Raw genomic sequence first — 19,505 nt, 5'->3', positions numbered from 1 at the left:
AGGCGAACGGACACAATCGTTCCCGTAATTTTTCATTTTTGCCTATCTGCCCATCTACTGCAAGCATCATCTGACATCGAGAAGCGTGAAACAACCGTCAAGAGCGCCCCGGCGCCGGCGGGGAGGAAAAGCCGCCGGCTGTCCGATAGGACGCCTGAAAAACCTTGATCCAACCGCACGCTCTGCTAGAATGGTTTCCATTCGGAAATGGTCTTTTGGGCCAATTTCGGCGTCAATCTGCACGGCTGCTTGTGCAGCGATGCGCAAGCAGCCTCTGCGCAACGGCTTAAGTTTCCTTGATATTGCCCAAACCGGAACCCGCCCCGCAGGGGTGGGACTGCGCACCCGAAGGGTGTGAAGAAAAATCCTCTTTTCCGGATTGGAAACCGGTTTCTACCTGGAAATCATACCCGGATGGATACTGGAACCATGTGATCGGGCGCCCGAAGGCTTCCATCAGAACGGGCGCCTTTGGATGCCTCGATCACGCTTTCATCGAGGGGCCCTTGCCCCGATGATGGGGGAGTGCCATGATTTGCCGGATCTTGCTGTTTCTATGCATCCTCTTTCTGTTTTCACCAGGCCGCGCGCCGAATGCTGCAGAAATCATCGAAATCCTGAAGACGGATATCGTCGCATTCAACCTGAAAGAGCATCAGGCCAGCCTCCTCGACGGCACCTACAAAGGCGAGGAAGGACCGCTCTGCCTGACTCCTGAGGCAGCCCGCTCCCTGGGGCTTACGGTCCTGGTCCATCCCCTCTACGAAAACGCCGTGGCCTTGCAGAAAGAGGCTGCGGAGGACCTTCAGGAGGCACGCCGGAGCCTCCTCACGAATCAGACGGAGGGCCAGCCGGATGGCCATGCCCGGGCGGCCGCCCGGGCAGCTGCAGCCTACAACCAGAAAAAATCCACGGCCTGGAATCATTTGATGACCTATCGGGCGCGCTTGACTCTTGAAAACGATGACCGTCTGAAAGAGCCCCTCGTCCTGAACCTGCTCGAGAATCTGCTCCGCCAAGCCCTGGACACGAACGGCCGCAACCTCCGGGACTCCCTCGCCCACGTCTATAACCGCTGCCGGGGCCTCAAGAACGCCGGCGATCCCCTCAAACCGGAGAACGTCCGCTTTGTCAACGCCGTCTTCAACGCCTTTCGCGCCAAGGCGCCGGATGCCTTGCAGAAAGAGCTGGATCTGGATCTTTACCGCCCCTCCCGCGACATGGATCCACTCACACATCAGGCAACTCTTGCGCGGGTGCAGGATGCCGCCCCGAACTGCCTGCGCCCGCTTTTCGAGTTGACTGCCAAGGAGGATCCATGCGTCGATCCGCTCTTGTTCATGGCCTTGATGCGGCGTGAATCCAGCTTCAATCCATCCGCTGTCTCCTATGTCGGCGCAGCCGGCCTCACACAGATCATGCCCGCCACCGGCGAGGGTCTTGGGATGCAGACCATTTTCAGGCCCGATTATTTCGATGAGGCTACCCGCCTTCTTTCGGAAGAAAGACGCTTGCGTCGTCAAGCCATGGACATCCTGGAGCGAATCAAAGACGAAGGCGATTTATCGGCCGCCCGCCGCGCCCGCGCTCTCATGCAGGAATCCCTGGCTGCGAAGAAAAAGCGCACGGTCCTGCTGGAGCGTTACCGGGACGAACTGCTCGAACACGGCAGGGATGACCGTCTGGACCCCGAAAAGGCGATCGCCAAAGGCGTGAAATACTTCTGCGGGATCCTGAAGGACTTCGACGGCGACATGAGCCTTGCGCTGTCGGCGTACAACGCAGGGCCGCACCGTGTGCGGCAGTATGCAGGGATACCCCCGTACTCCGAAACCGTAACCTTCCGGAACCGTGTCCTGTCTTTCTATCGCGAATATATCCAGAGGTTTCGGAACGTCAGATAGTTTCCAACCCGGAAATGGTCTTTTGGCCTATCTCGGCGTCAACCTGCACGTTTGCTTGTGCGGCGACCACTAGGTCGCCTCCGCACAAACGCTTGATTTCCTTGATATTGGCCAAACCGGGACCCGCCCCGCAGGGGTGGGACTGAGCACCCGAAGGGTGTGAAGAAACCGGGACCCGCCGCGAAGCGGTGGATCTGAGCACGCGTAACGTGTGAAGAAAAATCCTCATTTCCGGATTGGAAACCGGGTTCTACAGGGAAATCATTTCCGGATGGACACCGTTTCGTTTTCAAAGCTTTATTTGCGGATGGACGACAGCTGGTTTCCGGACGGCTTCCGAACCGGAGAAGCGTCTCTCCTGCCAGGGGGGGGCCGGTTGTTGTTCAAAAGTTGCTTGACACCGCAGCGATTTGAACATAAAGGTAGCGCTTCGAAAAATGCCGGACGCCGGCTTCCAAGGTACAAACGGCCGAAAGGTTTTTCGGCCCTGTCGAACGAACCAACCACACGAGGGACCTGTCCGATGGCTGACCAAATCGTGCGTGAAAGCGACTTCCCCAACCTCAAACTTCTCCGGAGAGGCAAGGTCCGGGACGTCTATGAAATCGAAGACCAACTGCTGATCGTAGCCAGCGACCGCATTTCGGCCTATGACGTCGTTATGGCCGATCCTATCCCGGACAAGGGGAAGATCCTCACAGCCCTCTCCCTTTTTTGGTTCAAGCAGTTGGAACCGCTGGTCGAGCATCACCTCATCACCGCCGACGCCTCCCTCTACCCGGAGGTCTGCCGGCCCTACGCAGCAGACCTGCAGGGTCGCAGCATGCTGGTCAAAAAGGCCCGGCCGCTCCCCGTCGAGTGCATCGTCCGAGGGTATCTGTCCGGCTCCGGCTGGGCCGAATATCAAGATAAAGGGAGTGTCTGCGGCATCGTGCTTCCGCCGGGGCTCGTGGAATCCTCCCCCTTGCCGGAGGCCATTTTTACGCCGTCCACCAAGGCCGAAGACGGCCAGCACGATGAAAATATCTCCTTCGAAGAAGCGAGCCGGCTCATCGGCAGGGAAACCGCAGAGTCCGTCCGGCGTCTAAGCCTTCAAATCTATCGGCACGGGAGGGATCTTGCGGCTGAGCGCGGCATCATCGTCGCCGACACCAAGTTCGAATTCGGGCATGTCGACGGACGTCTCATCCTGATAGACGAAGTGCTGACGCCCGACTCGTCCCGTTTCTGGCCCATGGATGCCTACAAGCCCGGGGTCTCGCAGAAGAGCTTCGACAAGCAGTTTCTCCGCGACTACCTGACCGCGATCAAGTGGCCCAAAAAACCGCCCCCGCCCCCCCTGCCGGAGGAGATCGTCTTCAAGACAAGGGAAAAATACCTCGAGGCGCTGCACAGAATCACCGGCCAAGGTCTTCCGGAGATCACGAAAGGGTAAACGGCATGGAGAAAAGGCCGATCATCTGTTTTATCGACGATTCCGACTTCGAACACGCCCTCGTAAGGGAGGAGATCGCCCCGAGGGCCCCACGCTTCGAGTTCGTGCAGGCCAAGACCTTCAAAGAGGCTTGCGAGTGCCTGGGCGAACGGACGCCCGCCCTGTTTTTGCTGGATTTATGGGGTCAAGACCCAGCCGTCGCCTCCCCTTCCATCACGCCGAAGCATGAGGTGGAGCGAAAAGCAGCCGGCTTTCCCGGCCTGGATCACGTATACGGAGGTCTTGAAGATTTTTCGGGGGATGTCCCCAACGAGTACTTGAAGCGCTTTTTCACAATTGTCGACTGCTGGAGGCGCCTTTTCGAAGAAGTGTGCGCCCGCGTCGGTCAAAACCGCAAATACGGCCTTTACAACCTCGAACAGGCAAGAAAGCGCTATCCTGGGGTTCCGGCTGTCTTCTATACGCGTAAATCCCTGATCAACGATGCCGTGGCCCTTTTCAAGGCCGGCGCCGACGGACTTTTCATCAAGCCGACCGGCTCGACGGACGAAGAAACCCGCTCGCTGACGCGGACCTTTGCGCCTGCCCTTCTTCAGGAACTCGAAGCCCGTATATCCCCGAATCTTCCGTAATTCCCCTCCGGAAAAGGGCTTTTTGCTCATCTTGGCGTTCATCTGTGCGTTTGCTTGTGCGGCGGCCTGTCCCCGATTGTACATGTCACCCGGAGCAGCCCGGTTTCCGCTGCCTCCGCAGCAGCCGTCTCAAGGGCTTCCTCCGGGGTTTTCGTTGGGGGTGAACACCTCCGATTCCCCCATCCGTCTGCAGCCCGGCATGCCTCCCCTTTCATTCCGCCGCTGAAACACCGCTCATTCCTGTGCAAGCGGGAAAAATCTTGCGGCTTTTCACCTTGACATACCCTTCAAGATGCTTAGGTTTCTTTCCATCCGGAAATGATTTCCCGGCAGAACCCAGTTTACCTTGAGTCGGCCGCGACGTCGGCGGCAGCGTTTCAACTATCCAACAGATAAGAGCGGAAAGGAAGCATGAACGATATCTCTGAGGCTGATCGCAACCGGGAAGCTTCCCTCGAGGAGCCTGGTCATCACCCGGAGCCCGATGAACTCGCGGGCGGTGGAGCGAAAACCGATTCGAAACCGGCGGAAGAGATGAGCCGTGAAGAACTCCTTCAGAAACTGAAGGAGGTTCAGGAAGCGGCCGATAAGAATTTCGACCTCTATCTCCGTTCACAAGCCGAGATCGAAAATCTCAAGAAACGATCGCAGAAAGAAAAAGAGGGGCTGATGCGCTTTGGGAATGAATCCCTGATCAAGCGGCTCCTGCCGGTTGTTGACAATCTCGAAACCGCTCTGATTCATGTAGAGGACGAAAAGGCCCTGGAAGCGCTCCGCGAGGGCGTAAATCTCACCCTCAAAGGGCTGAAAGACGCCCTGCACAAGGAAGGGGTTTCGGAGGTCAAAGCGCTCGGGGAACCTTTCGACCCGCACTTTCACGATGCCATATCGGAACAGGAAGACGCCTCTGTCGAACCCCGTACCATCATTCACGAACTGCAAAAGGGTTATCTGCTGAACGACAGACTCGTGAGACCGGCTACTGTAGTCGTCAGCAAAAAAAACAGCGAGGGTTGACCTCGATAAAGGCTGATCCGTATTCGTCTCAAAATATTGAGCTTGAAAATCAGGAGGCAGGGAAATGGCAAAAATCATAGGAATTGATCTCGGTACCACCAACTCTTGCGTGGCCGTCATGGAAGGCGGAGATCCAGTGGTCATCACCAACGCCGAGGGCTCGCGAACGACGCCGTCCATCGTCGCCTTTACAGATAGCGGAGAGCGGCTGGTCGGCCAGGCAGCCAAACGCCAGGCCGTCACCAATCCGGAAAACACCGTGTTCGCTGTCAAACGGCTCATCGGCCGGAAATATGACTCCGCCGAGGTCCAGAAAGACTTGGGCGTTCTCCCGTACAAGATCAGCAAGGCTTCGAACGCGGACGCCCATGTGTCGATCAGGGGCAAGGATTACAGCCCGGCGGAAATTTCGGCGATGATCCTCCAGAAGATGAAGCAGACCGCCGAGGATTATTTGGGTGAAAAGGTGACGGAGGCTGTCATCACGGTGCCGGCCTACTTCAACGACAGCCAGCGCCAGGCTACAAAGGACGCAGGCAAAATCGCCGGTCTGGAAGTCAAGCGGATCATCAATGAACCGACGGCGGCTTCTCTTGCCTACGGGCTCGACAAGAAGGGCGACCGCAAGATCGCCGTCTTCGATCTCGGAGGCGGAACCTTCGATATATCCATCCTGGAGATCGGCGAGGGGGTATTCGAGGTGAAGTCCACCAACGGCGACACTCATCTCGGCGGTGAGGATTTCGACCTGCGCATCGTGGATTATCTGGCCAATGAATTCAAGAAAGACCAGGGGATCGATCTGCGTAACGACAAGATGGCGCTCCAGAGGCTGAAAGAAGCGGCCGAAAAGGCCAAGATGGAGCTGTCCGGATCGACGGAAACCGACATCAACCTCCCGTTCATCACCGCGGACGCAAGCGGCCCCAAGCATATGAACATCAAGCTCGGCCGCTCCAAACTCGAGGCATTGGTGGACGACCTGATCCAGAAGATCGTCGGCCCGTGCCAGACTGCGCTCAAAGACGCGGGATTGAAGGCCAGTGATGTCGATGAAGTCATTCTCGTCGGCGGAATGACCCGGATGCCGAAGGTCCAGGAAAAGGTTCGGGAGGTTTTCGGCAAGGAACCCAGCAAAGGGGTGAACCCCGACGAGGTGGTCGCCATCGGTGCGGCGATTCAGGGCGGCGTGCTCAAAGGAGACGTGAAGGACGTTCTCCTGCTCGACGTCACACCGCTTTCCCTTGGGATCGAAACGCTCGGGGGCGTGTTCACCAAACTGATCGAGAAAAACACGACCATTCCGACCAAGAAAAGCCAGATCTTCTCCACAGCGGCGGACAATCAGCCTGCGGTCGAGATCCACGTGCTTCAGGGGGAACGCGAGATGGCCTCCGGCAACAAGACGCTCGGGAGATTCCAATTGGTCGGAATACCCCCTGCGCCTCGAGGACTGCCTCAGATCGAGGTCACCTTCGATATCGACGCGAACGGCATCGTCAATGTCTCCGCAAAGGACATGGGTACCGGCAAAGAGCAGTCGATCAAAATCACAGCCTCCAGCGGACTCTCGGATGAGGAAATCAACCAACTGATCAAGGACGCTGAGTTGCACGCGGATGAAGACAAACGGAAAAGGGAACTCGTCGATGCCCGCAACATGGCCGATTCCCTCATCTACAGCACCGAGAAATCCATCAAAGAGGTCGGCGACAAGGTGGATGAGTCCACGAAAGCCGACATCAACCAGGCGATTGAAAACTTGAAAAAAGCGCTGGAAGGGGATAATGTCGAAGAGATCAAACGATTGAGCGAAGCCCTGACTCAAAGCTCCCACAAACTCGCCGAAGCCATGTATGCGAAGGCCAGTCAGCAGCAGGCCCAAGAAGGAGGCCAGGGAGGCGAGGCTCAAGCCGGCGGGCAAAAAGACGAGGATGTTGTGGATGCCGATTTCGAGGAAGTCAAAAAATAAAACGATGATCCCTCTGTCATCCATTCGAAAGGCCATGCTCGCCTTGTTGGCGGGCATGGCCTTTTTGCTCTTCTCGTGCCGGCCGCAGTTGCCTTTGACCGGCCCCGAGAAACCCGCCGCAAAACCGCCCCTGATCACCCAGGCTGAATCCTACGAAAAGCTCGGCCAAACCAGCGCGGCTGTCAGCACCTATGAGCACTACCTGGCCGAACACCCTCGCGGCGCCTATGCGCCTTTGTCCCTGCATCGGTTGGGGCGACTGTATGCGCAGCAAGAGAAATATGAAAAGGCGGTGGGATCCTACCGCAGACTTCTTACCTCGACGCGGGAATATCCTGCCGCCGCCGAGGCACGCTATGAATTAGGCCGCGTCCTGTATCTCATGGGCGATTACCCCTCCTCCCGGGAGGAAATGCTTCGATGGCTGACACTCTACCCCGTTCACACCTTGCGTCCTCAGGTGCTCCTGCTGCTTGCGGAGGACTCGAGGGCGATGGGGAACCTGCCGGAGGCTTTCTCCAGATATCTGCAGGCCGAAACGGCTTTCCTGGGAGATACGGAGTCGACAGCGCATGTGCAGGCGAAGGTCTTGGAGACCATCAACGGGGCCGACCGCGTCCAATTGGCAGAGATGATGCGGTCTGCCACCGACAGGAAGCACATAGAAAAGATCCAGTACCGGATGGCCATCCTCTATTTCGAAGACCACGATCTGGAAAAGGCTGCAGACCTCGCCCAGGCCCTGGCAGCGCAAAGCCCCGACCAAAAGATGATCGAAGACGCGAAGGATCTGCTGGCACGGATCGAATCGGCCCGCCGGGTGAAGTCCCATCTGGTCGGCTGCCTGCTCCCCTTGAGCGGCCCATACAGCCTTTACGGTCAGGAGGTCCTGAACGGGATGCAACTCGCGCTGGGTATTTTCGGGTCCTCCGAACAGAACGCCCCGTTCGAACTAGTGATCCGGGACTCGGGAGCCAACCCCGAAGAGGCCCTTGCCGGGCTGGAGCAATTGGTGAACAATGAGCACGTCATCGCCGTCATCGGACCATTGGCGAGCAAAACCGCCTCTGTTGTGGCGGCGCGTGCCCAAGAATTCCATACCCCGGTCATCACCCTGACCCAGAAAGAAGGAATCGCCGATCTCGGGGAATGGGTCTTCCGTAATATGTCAACCCCCCGCCAGGAGGTGGAAAGCCTCGTCTCAAAGGCCTTCAAGGATTTGGGCCTGCACAGGTTCGCCGTGCTTTTTCCCGACAACCCCTACGGAAGAACCCTCTCGGAGCTTTTCTGGGAGCAGGTCAACTTGAACGGGGGCGAGGTGACGGGCATGGAGTCCTACAGACCGGGGCAAACCGATTTTTCGGAACAAATCCTGAAACTCGGGGGCATCGCAGCTGCAAAAACACGCTCCAAAGACGGCAAGAACACCCTTCCCGCACTCCGCTTCGAAGCCGTGTTCATCCCGGACAATGCTCAGAGCGTCGCCATGATCGCACCGCAACTCGTCTATCACAACATCTCCGGGGTCCGGCTCCTAGGCACCAGCCTGTGGCAATCACCTCAACTCATTTCTCTGGCTGGGGATTACATCCAGGGATGCGTTTTCCCGGCGGGCTTTTATGCCGCTAACGCCCGCCCCCGGACACAGGCCTTCGTCTCGAGTTATCAGAGCACCTTTATGAAAACCCCGGATCTCCTCGCTGCGACAGGGTATGATACGGTGAAGCTCCTCTCGGAGGTGCTTCAGCAAGGGAACGTCCAAAACCGTGACGATCTGAGGAGGGCGCTGATCGAGATGCACCCTTTCGATGGCGTTACGGGTGAGACCCGCTTCAGGCAAAACGGCGAGGTGGACAAGGCGCCCTTCCTGCTGACCATCCAGGGGGATCGAACGGTACCCCTCCCCTAAACAGCCTGTTGAAAAATCCGTCGGGCGAACGCTGTTGAAAAACAGCCGGATGCAAGGGTTTGCGAAGCCGCGGGATGAGGCGGACTCTATGTGCGCGCCGCAGTGACACGGAACGAGTGTTGCGCAGAAGACGGGTGTTTTTCAACAGCGTTCTAAACGGGTTCGTTCGGCTTTTCTTCCTTCCTATCAACACCCGCCTCGGAATCGCCGGCGGCTGCCTCCTTTTTTTTCTGGGCAAATTTCGATATGACGATACTCACTTCGTAGAGCATAATCAAAGGAACCGCCATCATGCATTGTGTGATGACATCGGGGGGCGTCAGGATTGCTCCGGCAACAAACGTCAGGAGAATCGCATACTTACGTTTTTTCCTGAGAATTTCCGGTGTGACGGCACCCAGACGGGAAAGAAAAAAGATCACTACGGGAAGCTCGAAGACCAATCCGAAGGCCAACAGCAATTTGATCGAAAAAGAGAAATATTCCCGTACGGAGGGCAAAGCCTTGACATACTCATTCGAAAATCCGACAAAGAACTGAAATCCGAAGGGGAACACGACAAAATAACCGAAAAGCGCGCCTCCGACAAAGAGCACCGTCGATGAAAGGGCGAAAGGGATGACATAGCGCCGCTCGTTGTGATAGAGCCCCGGTGCGATGAAAAGCCAGAGTTCGTAAAAGATGACGGGCGCGGCAGCCAGAAGGCCCGTCACGAAAGAAACCTTGAGATAGGTGAAAAACATCTCGGGCAGATTCGTAAAAATGAGCTGTTCACCCTCGGGCATCACCGCCTTGAGGGGGCGGATCAACAACTGAAAGAGCTGCTCCGCAAAAAAATAGGCGCCCACAAACCCGACGCCCACGGCAATGGCACAAATGATCAGTCGTTGCCGCAACTCCTCCAGATGGCCCATAAAAGGCTGCTTCACATCCTCATCCATCGGTTGTCGACCCCGAATTCTTCTCCCTCGCAGGCTGCGTTTCGTCGCTGCGTCCGGCCTCTTCTTTCGACTGCCGGTAGTCCTCGACCATTTGATCGTACCCTTCGTAAGCAGGTTTTTTGCTCTCCTCCGGTCCAGGCTTCCCGTTCAGCCCGCTCACCCCATCGACGAGGTCCTTTTTCACGGATTCAAGCTCTTCATCCACCGCCAGGCTTTCCTTGATCTCCTGGGTCGCCTTTCTGAACTCGGCCATTCCACGCCCCAGCGCCCTGGCCAGATCAGGGAGCTTCTTGGGCCCGATGACAATCAACGCGATAACCAGAATAATGATCAATTCCGGCATTCCGATGCCGAACATAATACACCCCCTAAAGGACCGCCCTCCGCAAGAGCGTCAAAGAGCACGCATCATCGCAATTTCGTCGCAATCCGGAAACTTGGGGCACTTGAGGCAATCCGCCCAGACCTTGTGTGGCAGAACCGCCTTGTCGACGACCTGGAACCCTATCTTCCCGAAAAAATCCGGGACATAGGTCAGGGTAAAGACCCTTTTCAACCCCAACACTCGTGCCTCCTCGAGGCAGGCCTCCACCAGCTTCAGCCCCAGCCCGTGCTCCCGATAGGCCTCCAAGACAGCGAGGGACCGGACCTCGGCCAGATCCTCCCAGCAGACCCCCAGGCCGCAAACCCCCACGACCTCGAAACCGGAGGAAGAACCAGAGCTCTCTCCCGCCTCGGAGCGCTCGAGCACGACATAATCCCTCAGGTGATCATATAGTTCGCTCAAAGGCCTCTGAAGAAGAAGCCCCTGCTTGGCATAGTGCGTAAGGATGTCGTAGATGGCGTGAACGTCTCCCGTTCTGGCCTTCCTGAGGTGCATGTCGGTTTCCATCAGAGCCCCGTTTCCATCAAGAATCCGTCCAATCCTTCTTTCCCCGCCAATTCCTGCATGGAGCGCTTGGCATCAGCCGCGCCCGTAAAAGGGCCGACCCTGACCCGGTAATACACCCTCCCATTGACCGACGCTCTGGTGAAATAGGCCCGAAATCCTTTTCCAAGCAATCGCTCGACCATTTCAGCAGCCCCTTCTTCCGTGTCGAGCGAGGCCACCTGGACCACATAGCCTACGCCCTCCTTAGGAGCCATCGGAGGAGGAGCAGCAGCAGGAGAAGACGGTTTTAGCGCCGCCTTGGATGCAGCCGGAGACGAATCCTTTTGAAGCTTACCTTTCTCCTTGGCGGTCTTCGCCTTCTTTGAAGCCAGTTCCCCATAGAAACGCAGCTCCGGATCCTCGGCCTCTTCGTTCAACGGCGGAATCGCCGCCTGGGAGACAGGCCCGGCTTCGCGCGCGAGCGGCACACCGGGCTGCTCCCTGGGCAGAAAATCTTTCAAAAACCCGGGGCCGTCCCCCCGCCCCACCATGATCCCCAAAACGAAGATCCAGCCGAGCAGAACCAGCAGCCCGGCTGTCCAAAAAAGAAAAGCACCGAACCCCAGCTCGAGACGGTATCTTTTCTTGGCCTTTTTGGATCCCCTGCTGGAAGACATATCCTTTGCCGATCACATCCTCTCCGGCGATTCGACACCGAGAAGCCTCAAACCATTTGCCAGCGTGATTCTGATGGCATCCACGAGGTGAAGCCGCTGCTGGCTCACGAGGGTGTCGTCCCCTACGACCCGGCAATCCAGGTGCTTCGTCCCCAGATTGAAATATTTGTGAAACCTGGCGGCCAGGTCGGTCAGATAATAGGTCAGACGATGGGGCTCCAGCGACCGGCAGATATCCTCCAACAGAACGGGGAACTCGGCCATCGCCCGGATGAGGCCCGTTTCCTCCTCCAGCATCAGTCGATCGAGACCCGTACGGACGACCGGCAGCCGCTCGAGACGGGATTCCTCGGCTTTTCTGAAGATGCTGCAGATCCTGGCATGGGCATACTGGACATAGTAGACGGGGTTGTCGCTGTCCTGCTTCTTGACCAAATCCACATCGAAATCCAGGGAGGAGTCGTGGCTTTTAGTCAAGAATACGAAGCGGGCGGCATCCACACCCACCTCGGCGAGGAGCTCTTCTAGGGTGACGTAGGAGCCGGCGCGCTTGGACATCTTCATCTCCTGGCCGCCCTTCCAGAGTTTCACCAACTGGATCAGCATGACGGAGAGCCAGTCGGACGGCAGCCCGTGGGCCTGCAACGCCGCCTGGATCCGGGGGACATAGCCGTGGTGATCCGCCCCCCAGAGATTGATGGCCTTGTCGAAACCCCGCGCCCGCTTCTGGAGGTGGTAGGCGATGTCCGATGCGAAATAGGTGAATTGGCCGTCTCCCTTGCGAAGCACCCGGTCCTTGTCGTCGCCGAACTCGGTCGTCCTGATCCAGAGGGCCCCATCCTGTTCGTAGAGTTTGCCGCTGTTCTTCAATGCCTGGAGCGTGGCATCGAGCATCCCGGATTGAAACAACTCGCTCTCAGGGTACCAGACATCGAACCGGACCCGGAAGGCATTCAGATCCCTGCGGATCTCCTCCAGCATGATCTCCTTGCCCGCCTGGGCACAGTAGGTGCAAGCCTCCTCTTCGGGCATCTCATCGATCGGCACCCTGCTGCCGACCGTTTCGGCCAGATCACGGATATAATCCCCGTGATATCCCTTCTCCGGGAAGGGATAGGCCGGGTCGGATCTTTGTTTAACGCGACTGTAAATGGACCTCCCGAGCATCTGAATCTGCTGGCCGGCATCGTTGATATAGAACTCGCGCTCCACGTCATACCCGCAGCATTCCAAAATCCTGCACAAGGTGTCGCCGAGCGCCGCCCCACGCCCATGTCCCAGGTGAAGGGGGCCGGTCGGGTTGGCGCTGACGAACTCCACCAGCACCCGCAGGCCCTGACCGAGAGAGCAGCGCCCGAAGTCCTCTCTTTCCTCCAGGATACGGGCGAGGAAGCCGTGCCATTCGGTGGAGCGGACCCAGAAGTTGAGGAATCCGGGTCCAGCCACCTCCAGGCGATCGATAAGGCCGGATTCATCCTTCACGTTCTGCAGGATGACGGCCGCAATATCCCGCGGGGGGCGCCGCTGGGAAGAGGCGAGGGTCATGGGCAGATTGGTGGCGAAATGGCCATGATCCGGGTTATTGGGGACTTCGATGACATAGCCGGGCAGCGGGGTTTCCTTCAAAAGGCCTTTCTCGAAGCAATCCGCAATCGTGTCTTTCAGTACCTGTTCAATCCTGCTTTTCATTCCAGAAATTCCCTTTGATGGCGCGATCCTATTGAACAGAGGATTTCGTACGAGATGGTCCCTGCCCATTCGGCCATTTCATCGCATGTAATGACGGCTTCACCCTGGGACCCCAGAAAAACAGCCTCATCGCCAGGACGGACATCGCCGCAAAGACTTGCATCGCATATCGTGAGATTCATGCATACCGTACCCACCACAGGCACCCTTCGGCCTTGGAGGAGCACAAAACCCCGGTTCGAAAGTCTGCGGGGCAAACCGTCGGCATATCCGGCGGAGAGCACCGCAAGCGTTGCAGGCGCCGGGGTGTAATACGTCCTCCCATAGCTGATCGGGGTGCCGGCGGGCACTCTCTTGACCTGAATGACCTGTCCCCTGAAGCGCATGACCGGTTTGAAGGCAGGTTGACCCGCACTTCCCCCGTACAGCAGTATACCGGGCCGGACCATGCCGGAAATCGATTCGGGGTAAAGCGTCATCCCGGCGCTGTTGGCGATATTGTTCAGAGGGAGGGTATAGCCCATCGAACGGGCGGTATTCAGCACGTCCTCGAAACAGGCGATCTGTTTCTCGGTAAAGGTCCGGTCTTCCTCTCCTGCGGATGAAAAGTGGGATATGAGCCCCTGCAGCGACAGGAACCGCATCCGCCGCACCCCGTCCAGAAAGGCAGCCGTATCGGCCGGCCGAATGCCCAAACGCCCCATGCCGGTGTCAACCTTCAACTGGAAGCCGGTGATCCTACCCTTTCGTCCGCTTTCCTGATCGAGGACTTCCAGCATATCCATATCGAAGATCACGGGCGTCAGATCCAGGTCCACCGCGGCAGACGCCTCATCCCTCGAGCAAAGCCCGCAGAGGAGCACCACGGGGAAAGTACCCGGGATCGCTTCTCTCAGTTCGATGCCTTCCTGCAGAAAAGCGACACCCAGGCTGTCGACCCGGCAGCCCAGGAGGGTGCGCGCCACAGGGACCATTCCATGGCCGTACGCATCCGACTTGACGACTGCCAGGATCCGCGCATGAGGCCCAGCGGCATCCCTTACCCGCTGGAAATTCTCCTCAAGCGCTTTCAGATCGATCAACACCCGGTTCGGTCGGCCTCGAGTCTCCATTCCGCCCAATCTCCGATGCGGCATTGTGCCGTTTTCATAACTCAAGTGGGCTTATTCCCGTCAGTCCCGACTCGGATCACCCCAAAAAGGCGATCCTCCCGGTTCGCCTTTGAGCGAATGCCTGGCTTCCAAAGCCTCGATCAAACCCCTTCTTCCGGATTGGAACCCTGCTCCGGGCAAACACTGACCGGATGGCCACAAACCTTCCTCCATCCGGAAAAGAGCATCCTATGCAACACCCCTACAATCTGGAAACGAGGAATTTTCTTAACACCCTTCGGGTGCTCAGTCCCGCCTATCCGGAGCGGCTCCCGGTTCTGCCCATGTCAGGGGACACAAGCGTTTGCCCGGAGGAGACCTGTAGGTCGCCGCACAAGCAAACGGGCCGATCGAGGCCAAGATTGGCAAGAGAGGCCACCTCCAGGCTGGGAACAAGCTAACTGATCTTCAAACAGAGTTCAAGCGCAATTGCAGCACGCATCCGGTACAACCTTGACAGCCCCCGATTCCATCTCTATCATGATCCGGCATTTGGATCGGCCTCATCAGGAGCCCGTTGCGCGATGCTGCAGCTCCGATGCCCGGGGCCCATGGAGTAAGGGCACACCCCCGCCCCTTGCAGGAGTGCGGATGACATCCCGGAACCACTGCGCCAGCCCCCTTGGACAACTCGTTTCTATCCGGATGATGTTTATCCAGCACGGCGGGAATTCCAACCCGGGATGAGGATTTCCTGCCGATACCCATGAAACCGAGAGCCTGTCCGTGCGGCGGCCTGCAGGTCGCCGCACGGACAGGCGTGAAAATCGATGCCGAGATCGGCAGAAAGCACCCGTCCCGAGTGGGCACAAGGTATCCAGGATGAGATGGTTTTTCTGCCTTATAGGACTGCTGATGATCGTGGAGGGCCTCCCCTATTTCGCTTGCCCGGATAAGATGAAATCGTGGATGGCAGCCATCCAGAAGATTCCGGACGGCCAGCTTCGAATCCTGGGCCTGCTTTCGATGTGCGTGGGTCTGCTGTTGGCGTATCTCTTCAATGAATAAAAGCATTTGACTTTGAACCAAAGCTCTTTTAGAATTTCGCGTTTAATATAATCAATGTTTGATCTGGATGACTACAATTTCGATTTGCCGGCAGGATTGATCGCTCAGGTCCCCAGCAAGAGAAGAGACGCCTCTCGGCTTCTGGTGCTCGACCGCAGGAGCGGGGCGATCCGCGACCGGCATTTCCATGATATCCCCGAGCAGCTCAGCCCGGGGGATCTGCTGGTCCTAAACGATACCCGTGTCGTACCCGCCCGTCTGGAAGGGAAAAAGGATACCGGCGGCCGGGTTGAATTGCTGGTTCTGGAACACGACGAGGACGGAAAACCAGCGGCTGCCCGGCTTTGTTTGTTGAAATCATCCAAACCACCCCAAATCGGCGGCCTGATCCTGCTGGACGATCAGGTCAGCGGGGTAGTGGAAGAGGTCCAGGGAAACGGGGTTGTGGTGATCCGGTTCGACTCCCCTGAAGCCCTCGAGAAGCTGATCGAAGAGCGCGGAAGGGTGCCGTTGCCTCCGTACATCAAGCGCACCTCGCCCGATACGCTTGCCGCCCTGGATGTCGAAAGATATCAAACGGTCTATGCTGCGCGGAAAGGTGCCGTCGCCGCTCCCACGGCAGGACTTCACTTCACCCGGGAGCTGATTGGAAGGATCGAGGAAAAAGGCGTGGCAGTCGCCCCCCTGACTCTGCACGTGGGATTCGGGACCTTTCAGTCGGTTAGAACCCAGGATATCCGCCGCCACGTCCTGGGCGAGGAGTATTTTCGGATCGAGGCCGACACCGCGGAGGCTATAGCGAGAACAAGACAACGCGGAGGCCGGGTCGTGGCAGTCGGCACCACCGTTGTGAGGGCGCTCGAAACAGCTGCGCTGGCAGACGGATCCATTCGCCCTGGCGAAGGCCGGACGCGCCTCCTGATTACACCCGGATATCCGTTCAGGTGCGTCGACGCCTTGATCACCAATTTTCATCTGCCGAAAAGTTCACTTTTGTTCCTGGTCTGTGCATTCGCCGGGAACGACATCATTCGGAGGGCTTACAAGAAGGCCGTTGAGGACGGGTACCGGTTTTACAGTTACGGGGACGCCATGCTGATCCTGTGACAAGCCGGCATGATATCAGCCGCCTGCTCCATCACGCGGAGAGACCTGGCTCGAAGCGGCCCTGCTGAGCGTATTCTTCTTGAGATTCAGCATCCAACACCGATCCCGGGAATGCCAAGGGCGGATCGGCTGTCTGGAGACCGCCCATGGGAAGATCGAAACCCCCGTTTTCATGCCGGTCGGAACCCAGGCATCCGTAAAGGCGGTCTCCCCGGAAGAACTGGAAGAGCTTGGTGCGGAAATCATCCTCGCCAACACGTATCACCTGTACCTCCGCCCCGGCCACGACCTTATCGGCCGCCTCGGCGGGCTGCACCGCTTCATGCACTGGAACCGGCCCATTCTGACCGACAGCGGCGGCTTCCAGGTTTACAGCCTGGCCCGGCTGCGAACCGTTTCACCCGACGGCGTCGTCTTCCAGTCGCACATCGACGGGTCCCGCCACTTCCTGGGTCCGGAAAAGGCCATGGAGATCCAGCAGGCGCTGGGGTCGGATATCATGATGACCTTCGACGAATGCGTGCCCTTTCCGGCGGCCTATGATGATGTGCTGGACGCCGTCAAACGCACGACTCGTTGGGCCGAGCGATGTGCAACCCGCAAAGAGCCCGGAGAGGGGGCCCTCTTCGGGATTGTTCAGGGAGGGATGTTCCCTGATCTGCGCGCCATGAGCGCCCGGGAACTGGTCGCCCTCGGTTTCGACGGCTACGCCCTCGGCGGCCTTTCGGTGGGCGAGGATGCAGAAACCAGGCTGGCCGTCATCCAGGCTGCGCGGCCTTTCCTTCCCGAGGAAAAGCCGCTCTATCTCATGGGCGTCGGGACCCCCGCGGATCTCGTGGAGGCTGTCTGCCTCGGCGTCGACATGTTCGACTGCGTCATGCCCACACGCAATGCCAGGAACGGCACCCTGTTCACGTCGGTCGGCCGCGTGGCCATCAAGAACGCACGTTATGCCGACGACGACAGGCCTCTCGATCCCAACTGCAGTTGTTACACCTGCAGGCATTATTCACGGGCCTATCTGCGACACCTTTTCATGGCACGGGAGTTGCTTGCTTACAGATTGAATACGATACATAATCTCGCTTATTATATCGATCTCATGCGGGAGATCAGAAAAGCGATCGAGGCGGAGCAAATGCTCTCGTTCAGAAAGTGGTTTTATCAATCTCAGGAGATCAACCAAAAGGAGGATGCCTAATGGATTTTTTGGCCTATGCAATGGGGACGGACGGCACAGGCGGCGGACAGGGAGGAGGCTTCGGCGCCTTTATCCCCTTGATCCTGATGTTCGTAATCTTCTATTTTCTGTTGATTCGTCCTCAGCAGAAAAAGGCGAAGCAGCACAAGCAGCTTCTCGCATCCATCAAGAGAGGCGACCGCGTGGTGAGTGCGGGCGGATTGCATGGTGTCGTCACCGGCCTGGCAGACGACGCCGTCACGATCGAAATCGCCCCCAAGGTGCGGGTCAAGATATCTAGAGGATCCGTTGCCGGAATCATCGGCAGAGAGTCGGCCTAGGATCCGCCGACGCAGCCTTTCCGGCTGCCGGGCGACATCGCATTTCTCGAACGACCAGGAGTAAACCGTGTCAAAAAGCTTGAGTTGGCGTAGCGCATTGGCTGGGCTCGTCCTGTTGGCGGCCTTGATCTATCTGACCCCTTCTCTCACGAGCACCCTCCCGGACTGGTGGTCGCGGGTCCTCCCCGATGATCGCATCCGCCTGGGTCTCGATTTACAGGGGGGCATCCATCTGGTCCTGGAAGTGGAAGTGGATAAAGCCGTGGAAAGCCACCTGGAGCGGACTGTCGAAGAGTTGAAGGGCGATCTGCGGAAGGAGAAGCTCCGTTATCAGGCGATCGAACGAACCGGTCTCGAGGGGATAAAGGTCGTGATGATGCGCGCAGAAGACGTCCAAACCTTCAGGGACACCGTCGGGATGATCTATTCCGATTTCGATATCAAGGCAGGCGGAGAAGAAGACGGCCATCCCGTCATGCTGTTGATCCTCCACACAAACGCCCGCAAGCGCATCAAGGAGATGGCGGTCGATCAGGCCCTGGAGACCATCCGGAACCGGATCGATCAGTTCGGCGTCACAGAACCCGAAATCCGCCCCCAGGAAGACCACCGGATCTTGGTGCAGCTGCCCGGTGTCAGCGATCCCAAACGGGCGATCGAATTGATCGGCAAGACCGCGCTTCTCGAATTCAAACTGGTGGACGAAGACCACAGTCTGGATGAAGCCCTCGAGGGGAACATCCCGCCCGGGAGCGAGATCCTCTATGAGAGCCCTCCTGCCACGGTTTCGCCGGACCGGCGCCGAATTCCATACCTGCTCAAGAAAAGGGCGGCCCTGACCGGAGAGTACATCACGGATGCCCGTGTCGCCATTGACAGCCAGTACAACGAACCTTACGTTTCCCTGTCTTTCGATACCCGCGGCGCCAGGCTCTTCGAGCAGATCACCGGAGAAAACATCAAGAAGCGGCTGGCCATCGTCCTGGACAACAACGTCTATTCCGCCCCGGTCATCCAGGACAAGATCGCCGGCGGCAAAGCCCAGATTACCGGCCGATTCACCATGGATGAGGCGAAGGACCTCGCCATCGTTTTGCGGGCCGGCGCCCTGCCCGCACCCGTGAAGATCCTCGAGGAAAGGACCGTAGGACCTTCTCTGGGAATGGATTCCATCCAGAAAGGGATCAAATCCATGCTGATCGGCGGACTGATCGTCATCCTGTTCATGGCCGTTTACTACAATCTCTCCGGCCTGATCGCCGATCTTGCCCTTGTCTTGAACATGATCTTCATCATGGCGGGGCTCTCCTTTTTCGGCGCTACCCTCACGCTGCCGGGCATCGCCGGGATCATCCTGACCATCGGCATGTCGGTGGATGCCAACGTGCTGATCTTCGAACGTATCCGGGAAGAATCGCGCCTGGGGAAGACGCCCCGCGCCGCCATCGAGGCCGGCTACGGAAAGGCTCTGGTGACGATCCTCGACGCCCAGGTTACCACCCTCATCGGCGCACTGATCCTGTTTCAGTTCGGGACCGGACCCGTGCGCGGGTTCGCCGTCACCCTGAGCATCGGCATCGTTGCCAGTCTCTTTACCGCGATCTTCGTGACCCGGATCATCTTCGATCTGCTCTACGTCCAGAAGCGCATGAAAAAGCTCAGCATCTAAAT

18 protein-coding genes are annotated in these 19,505 nt (G+C 58.0%); 11 read left to right on the top strand and 7 right to left on the bottom strand.

Annotated elements, in window-relative coordinates:
- The first annotated feature begins 530 nt into the window (after window positions 1-530).
- Window positions 531-1,904: a lytic transglycosylase domain-containing protein gene (locus tag H567_RS26830; RefSeq protein ID WP_028320062.1), complete on the top strand. Its 1,374-nt coding sequence runs from the start codon at window positions 531-533 to the stop codon at window positions 1,902-1,904.
- Here the strand turns inward: H567_RS26830 and H567_RS29760 are convergent.
- On the bottom strand, window positions 1,897-2,019 hold the full coding sequence (locus H567_RS29760) for a hypothetical protein (RefSeq protein ID WP_279614960.1): 123 nt from the start codon (window positions 2,017-2,019) through the stop codon (window positions 1,897-1,899). The two genes, H567_RS26830 and H567_RS29760, sit on opposite strands and share 8 nt — an antisense overlap.
- 408 nt (window positions 2,020-2,427) lie before the next feature.
- On the opposite strand from H567_RS29760, the gene H567_RS0101650 reads away from it, so the two are divergent.
- The 5 genes from H567_RS0101650 (at window position 2,428) to H567_RS0101630 (ending at window position 8,869) form a co-directional block, all read left to right on the top strand.
- Window positions 2,428-3,339: a phosphoribosylaminoimidazolesuccinocarboxamide synthase gene (locus tag H567_RS0101650; protein WP_028320061.1), complete on the top strand. Its 912-nt coding sequence runs from the start codon at window positions 2,428-2,430 to the stop codon at window positions 3,337-3,339.
- A 5-nt stretch (window positions 3,340-3,344) separates the two neighbouring features.
- Window positions 3,345-3,971: a response regulator gene (locus tag H567_RS0101645; RefSeq protein WP_028320060.1), complete on the top strand. Its 627-nt coding sequence runs from the start codon at window positions 3,345-3,347 to the stop codon at window positions 3,969-3,971.
- A gap of 411 nt (window positions 3,972-4,382) precedes the next feature.
- The gene (grpE, locus tag H567_RS22485; RefSeq protein WP_035253006.1) at window positions 4,383-4,988 is read left to right on the top strand and encodes a nucleotide exchange factor GrpE; all 606 of its coding nucleotides are present in this window, start codon (window positions 4,383-4,385) and stop codon (window positions 4,986-4,988) included.
- A gap of 64 nt (window positions 4,989-5,052) precedes the next feature.
- Window positions 5,053-6,960: a molecular chaperone DnaK gene (dnaK, locus tag H567_RS0101635; RefSeq protein ID WP_028320059.1), complete on the top strand. Its 1,908-nt coding sequence runs from the start codon at window positions 5,053-5,055 to the stop codon at window positions 6,958-6,960.
- A gap of 4 nt (window positions 6,961-6,964) precedes the next feature.
- Complete coding sequence (locus tag H567_RS0101630; RefSeq protein WP_028320058.1) at window positions 6,965-8,869, top strand: penicillin-binding protein activator; 1,905 nt, start codon at window positions 6,965-6,967, stop codon at window positions 8,867-8,869.
- A gap of 152 nt (window positions 8,870-9,021) precedes the next feature.
- Here the strand turns inward: H567_RS0101630 and tatC are convergent, their stop codons facing one another.
- Genes tatC through alr form a run of 6 tightly spaced genes read right to left on the bottom strand, consistent with a single transcriptional unit; the run spans window position 9,022 to window position 14,159 of the window.
- Window positions 9,022-9,810, bottom strand: coding sequence for a twin-arginine translocase subunit TatC (gene tatC / locus H567_RS0101625; protein WP_028320057.1), 789 nt, complete (start codon window positions 9,808-9,810; stop codon window positions 9,022-9,024).
- A complete protein-coding gene (gene tatA / locus H567_RS29995) occupies window positions 9,803-10,168 on the bottom strand; it encodes a twin-arginine translocase TatA/TatE family subunit (RefSeq protein WP_051184382.1) in 366 nt (121 codons plus the stop codon). The genes tatC and tatA overlap by 8 nt, the downstream gene beginning before the upstream one ends.
- A gap of 36 nt (window positions 10,169-10,204) precedes the next feature.
- Window positions 10,205-10,702 (bottom strand): N-acetyltransferase, encoded by a 498-nt coding sequence (locus tag H567_RS0101615; RefSeq protein ID WP_028320056.1) that lies wholly within the window; start codon window positions 10,700-10,702, stop codon window positions 10,205-10,207.
- Window positions 10,702-11,358 (bottom strand): SPOR domain-containing protein, encoded by a 657-nt coding sequence (locus H567_RS22475; protein WP_035253002.1) that lies wholly within the window; start codon window positions 11,356-11,358, stop codon window positions 10,702-10,704. The genes H567_RS0101615 and H567_RS22475 overlap by 1 nt, the downstream gene beginning before the upstream one ends.
- A 12-nt stretch (window positions 11,359-11,370) precedes the next feature.
- Window positions 11,371-13,047: an arginine--tRNA ligase gene (argS, locus tag H567_RS0101605; RefSeq protein ID WP_028320055.1), complete on the bottom strand. Its 1,677-nt coding sequence runs from the start codon at window positions 13,045-13,047 to the stop codon at window positions 11,371-11,373.
- Window positions 13,044-14,159 carry an alanine racemase gene (alr, locus tag H567_RS0101600; RefSeq protein ID WP_028320054.1) on the bottom strand — a complete coding sequence of 372 codons (1,116 nt, stop codon included), beginning with the start codon at window positions 14,157-14,159 and terminating at the stop codon, window positions 13,044-13,046. Before alr ends, argS begins: the two co-directional genes overlap by 4 nt.
- Window positions 14,160-15,020: 861 nt before the next feature.
- Between alr and H567_RS0101595 the strand changes: the two genes are divergently transcribed.
- The 5 genes from H567_RS0101595 (at window position 15,021) to secD (ending at window position 19,503) form a co-directional block, all read left to right on the top strand.
- Window positions 15,021-15,206, top strand: a complete 186-nt coding sequence (locus H567_RS0101595) for a DUF2065 domain-containing protein (RefSeq protein WP_028320053.1) — start codon at window positions 15,021-15,023, stop codon at window positions 15,204-15,206.
- A 54-nt stretch (window positions 15,207-15,260) separates the two neighbouring features.
- Window positions 15,261-16,313, top strand: a complete 1,053-nt coding sequence (queA, locus tag H567_RS0101590) for a tRNA preQ1(34) S-adenosylmethionine ribosyltransferase-isomerase QueA (protein ID WP_035252999.1) — start codon at window positions 15,261-15,263, stop codon at window positions 16,311-16,313.
- Between the two features lie 79 nt (window positions 16,314-16,392).
- The gene (gene tgt / locus H567_RS0101585; RefSeq protein ID WP_051184380.1) at window positions 16,393-17,514 is read left to right on the top strand and encodes a tRNA guanosine(34) transglycosylase Tgt; all 1,122 of its coding nucleotides are present in this window, start codon (window positions 16,393-16,395) and stop codon (window positions 17,512-17,514) included.
- Window positions 17,514-17,834 carry a preprotein translocase subunit YajC gene (gene yajC / locus H567_RS0101580; protein WP_035252997.1) on the top strand — a complete coding sequence of 107 codons (321 nt, stop codon included), beginning with the start codon at window positions 17,514-17,516 and terminating at the stop codon, window positions 17,832-17,834. Before tgt ends, yajC begins: the two co-directional genes overlap by 1 nt.
- Window positions 17,835-17,901: 67 nt before the next feature.
- Window positions 17,902-19,503 (top strand): protein translocase subunit SecD, encoded by a 1,602-nt coding sequence (gene secD, locus H567_RS0101575; RefSeq protein WP_028320049.1) that lies wholly within the window; start codon window positions 17,902-17,904, stop codon window positions 19,501-19,503.
- Window positions 19,504-19,505 lie beyond the last annotated feature (2 nt).

It is taken from the genome of Desulfatiglans anilini DSM 4660 (assembly GCF_000422285.1).
Taxonomy (GTDB): domain Bacteria; phylum Desulfobacterota; class DSM-4660; order Desulfatiglandales; family Desulfatiglandaceae; genus Desulfatiglans; species Desulfatiglans anilini.
Note: the sequence above shows the minus strand (reverse complement) of the source record. Positions and strands in the feature narration are given on the sequence as shown.

What these genes read in the sequence shown, in the direction of transcription:
- H567_RS26830 (WP_028320062.1), top strand. Translation starts at nt 531, where the DNA reads ATGATTTGCCGGATCTTGCTGTTTCTATGCATCCTCTTTCTGTTTTCA.
- H567_RS0101650 (WP_028320061.1), top strand. Translation starts at nt 2,428, where the DNA reads ATGGCTGACCAAATCGTGCGTGAAAGCGACTTCCCCAACCTCAAACTT.
- H567_RS0101645 (WP_028320060.1), top strand. Translation starts at nt 3,345, where the DNA reads ATGGAGAAAAGGCCGATCATCTGTTTTATCGACGATTCCGACTTCGAA.
- grpE (WP_035253006.1), top strand. Translation starts at nt 4,383, where the DNA reads ATGAACGATATCTCTGAGGCTGATCGCAACCGGGAAGCTTCCCTCGAG.
- dnaK (WP_028320059.1), top strand. Translation starts at nt 5,053, where the DNA reads ATGGCAAAAATCATAGGAATTGATCTCGGTACCACCAACTCTTGCGTG.
- H567_RS0101630 (WP_028320058.1), top strand. Translation starts at nt 6,965, where the DNA reads ATGATCCCTCTGTCATCCATTCGAAAGGCCATGCTCGCCTTGTTGGCG.
- tatC (WP_028320057.1), bottom strand. Translation starts at nt 9,810, where the DNA reads ATGGATGAGGATGTGAAGCAGCCTTTTATGGGCCATCTGGAGGAGTTG.
- tatA (WP_051184382.1), bottom strand. Translation starts at nt 10,168, where the DNA reads ATGTTCGGCATCGGAATGCCGGAATTGATCATTATTCTGGTTATCGCG.
- H567_RS0101615 (WP_028320056.1), bottom strand. Translation starts at nt 10,702, where the DNA reads ATGGAAACCGACATGCACCTCAGGAAGGCCAGAACGGGAGACGTTCAC.
- H567_RS22475 (WP_035253002.1), bottom strand. Translation starts at nt 11,358, where the DNA reads ATGTCTTCCAGCAGGGGATCCAAAAAGGCCAAGAAAAGATACCGTCTC.
- argS (WP_028320055.1), bottom strand. Translation starts at nt 13,047, where the DNA reads ATGAAAAGCAGGATTGAACAGGTACTGAAAGACACGATTGCGGATTGC.
- alr (WP_028320054.1), bottom strand. Translation starts at nt 14,159, where the DNA reads ATGGAGACTCGAGGCCGACCGAACCGGGTGTTGATCGATCTGAAAGCG.
- H567_RS0101595 (WP_028320053.1), top strand. Translation starts at nt 15,021, where the DNA reads ATGAGATGGTTTTTCTGCCTTATAGGACTGCTGATGATCGTGGAGGGC.
- queA (WP_035252999.1), top strand. Translation starts at nt 15,261, where the DNA reads ATGTTTGATCTGGATGACTACAATTTCGATTTGCCGGCAGGATTGATC.
- yajC (WP_035252997.1), top strand. Translation starts at nt 17,514, where the DNA reads ATGGATTTTTTGGCCTATGCAATGGGGACGGACGGCACAGGCGGCGGA.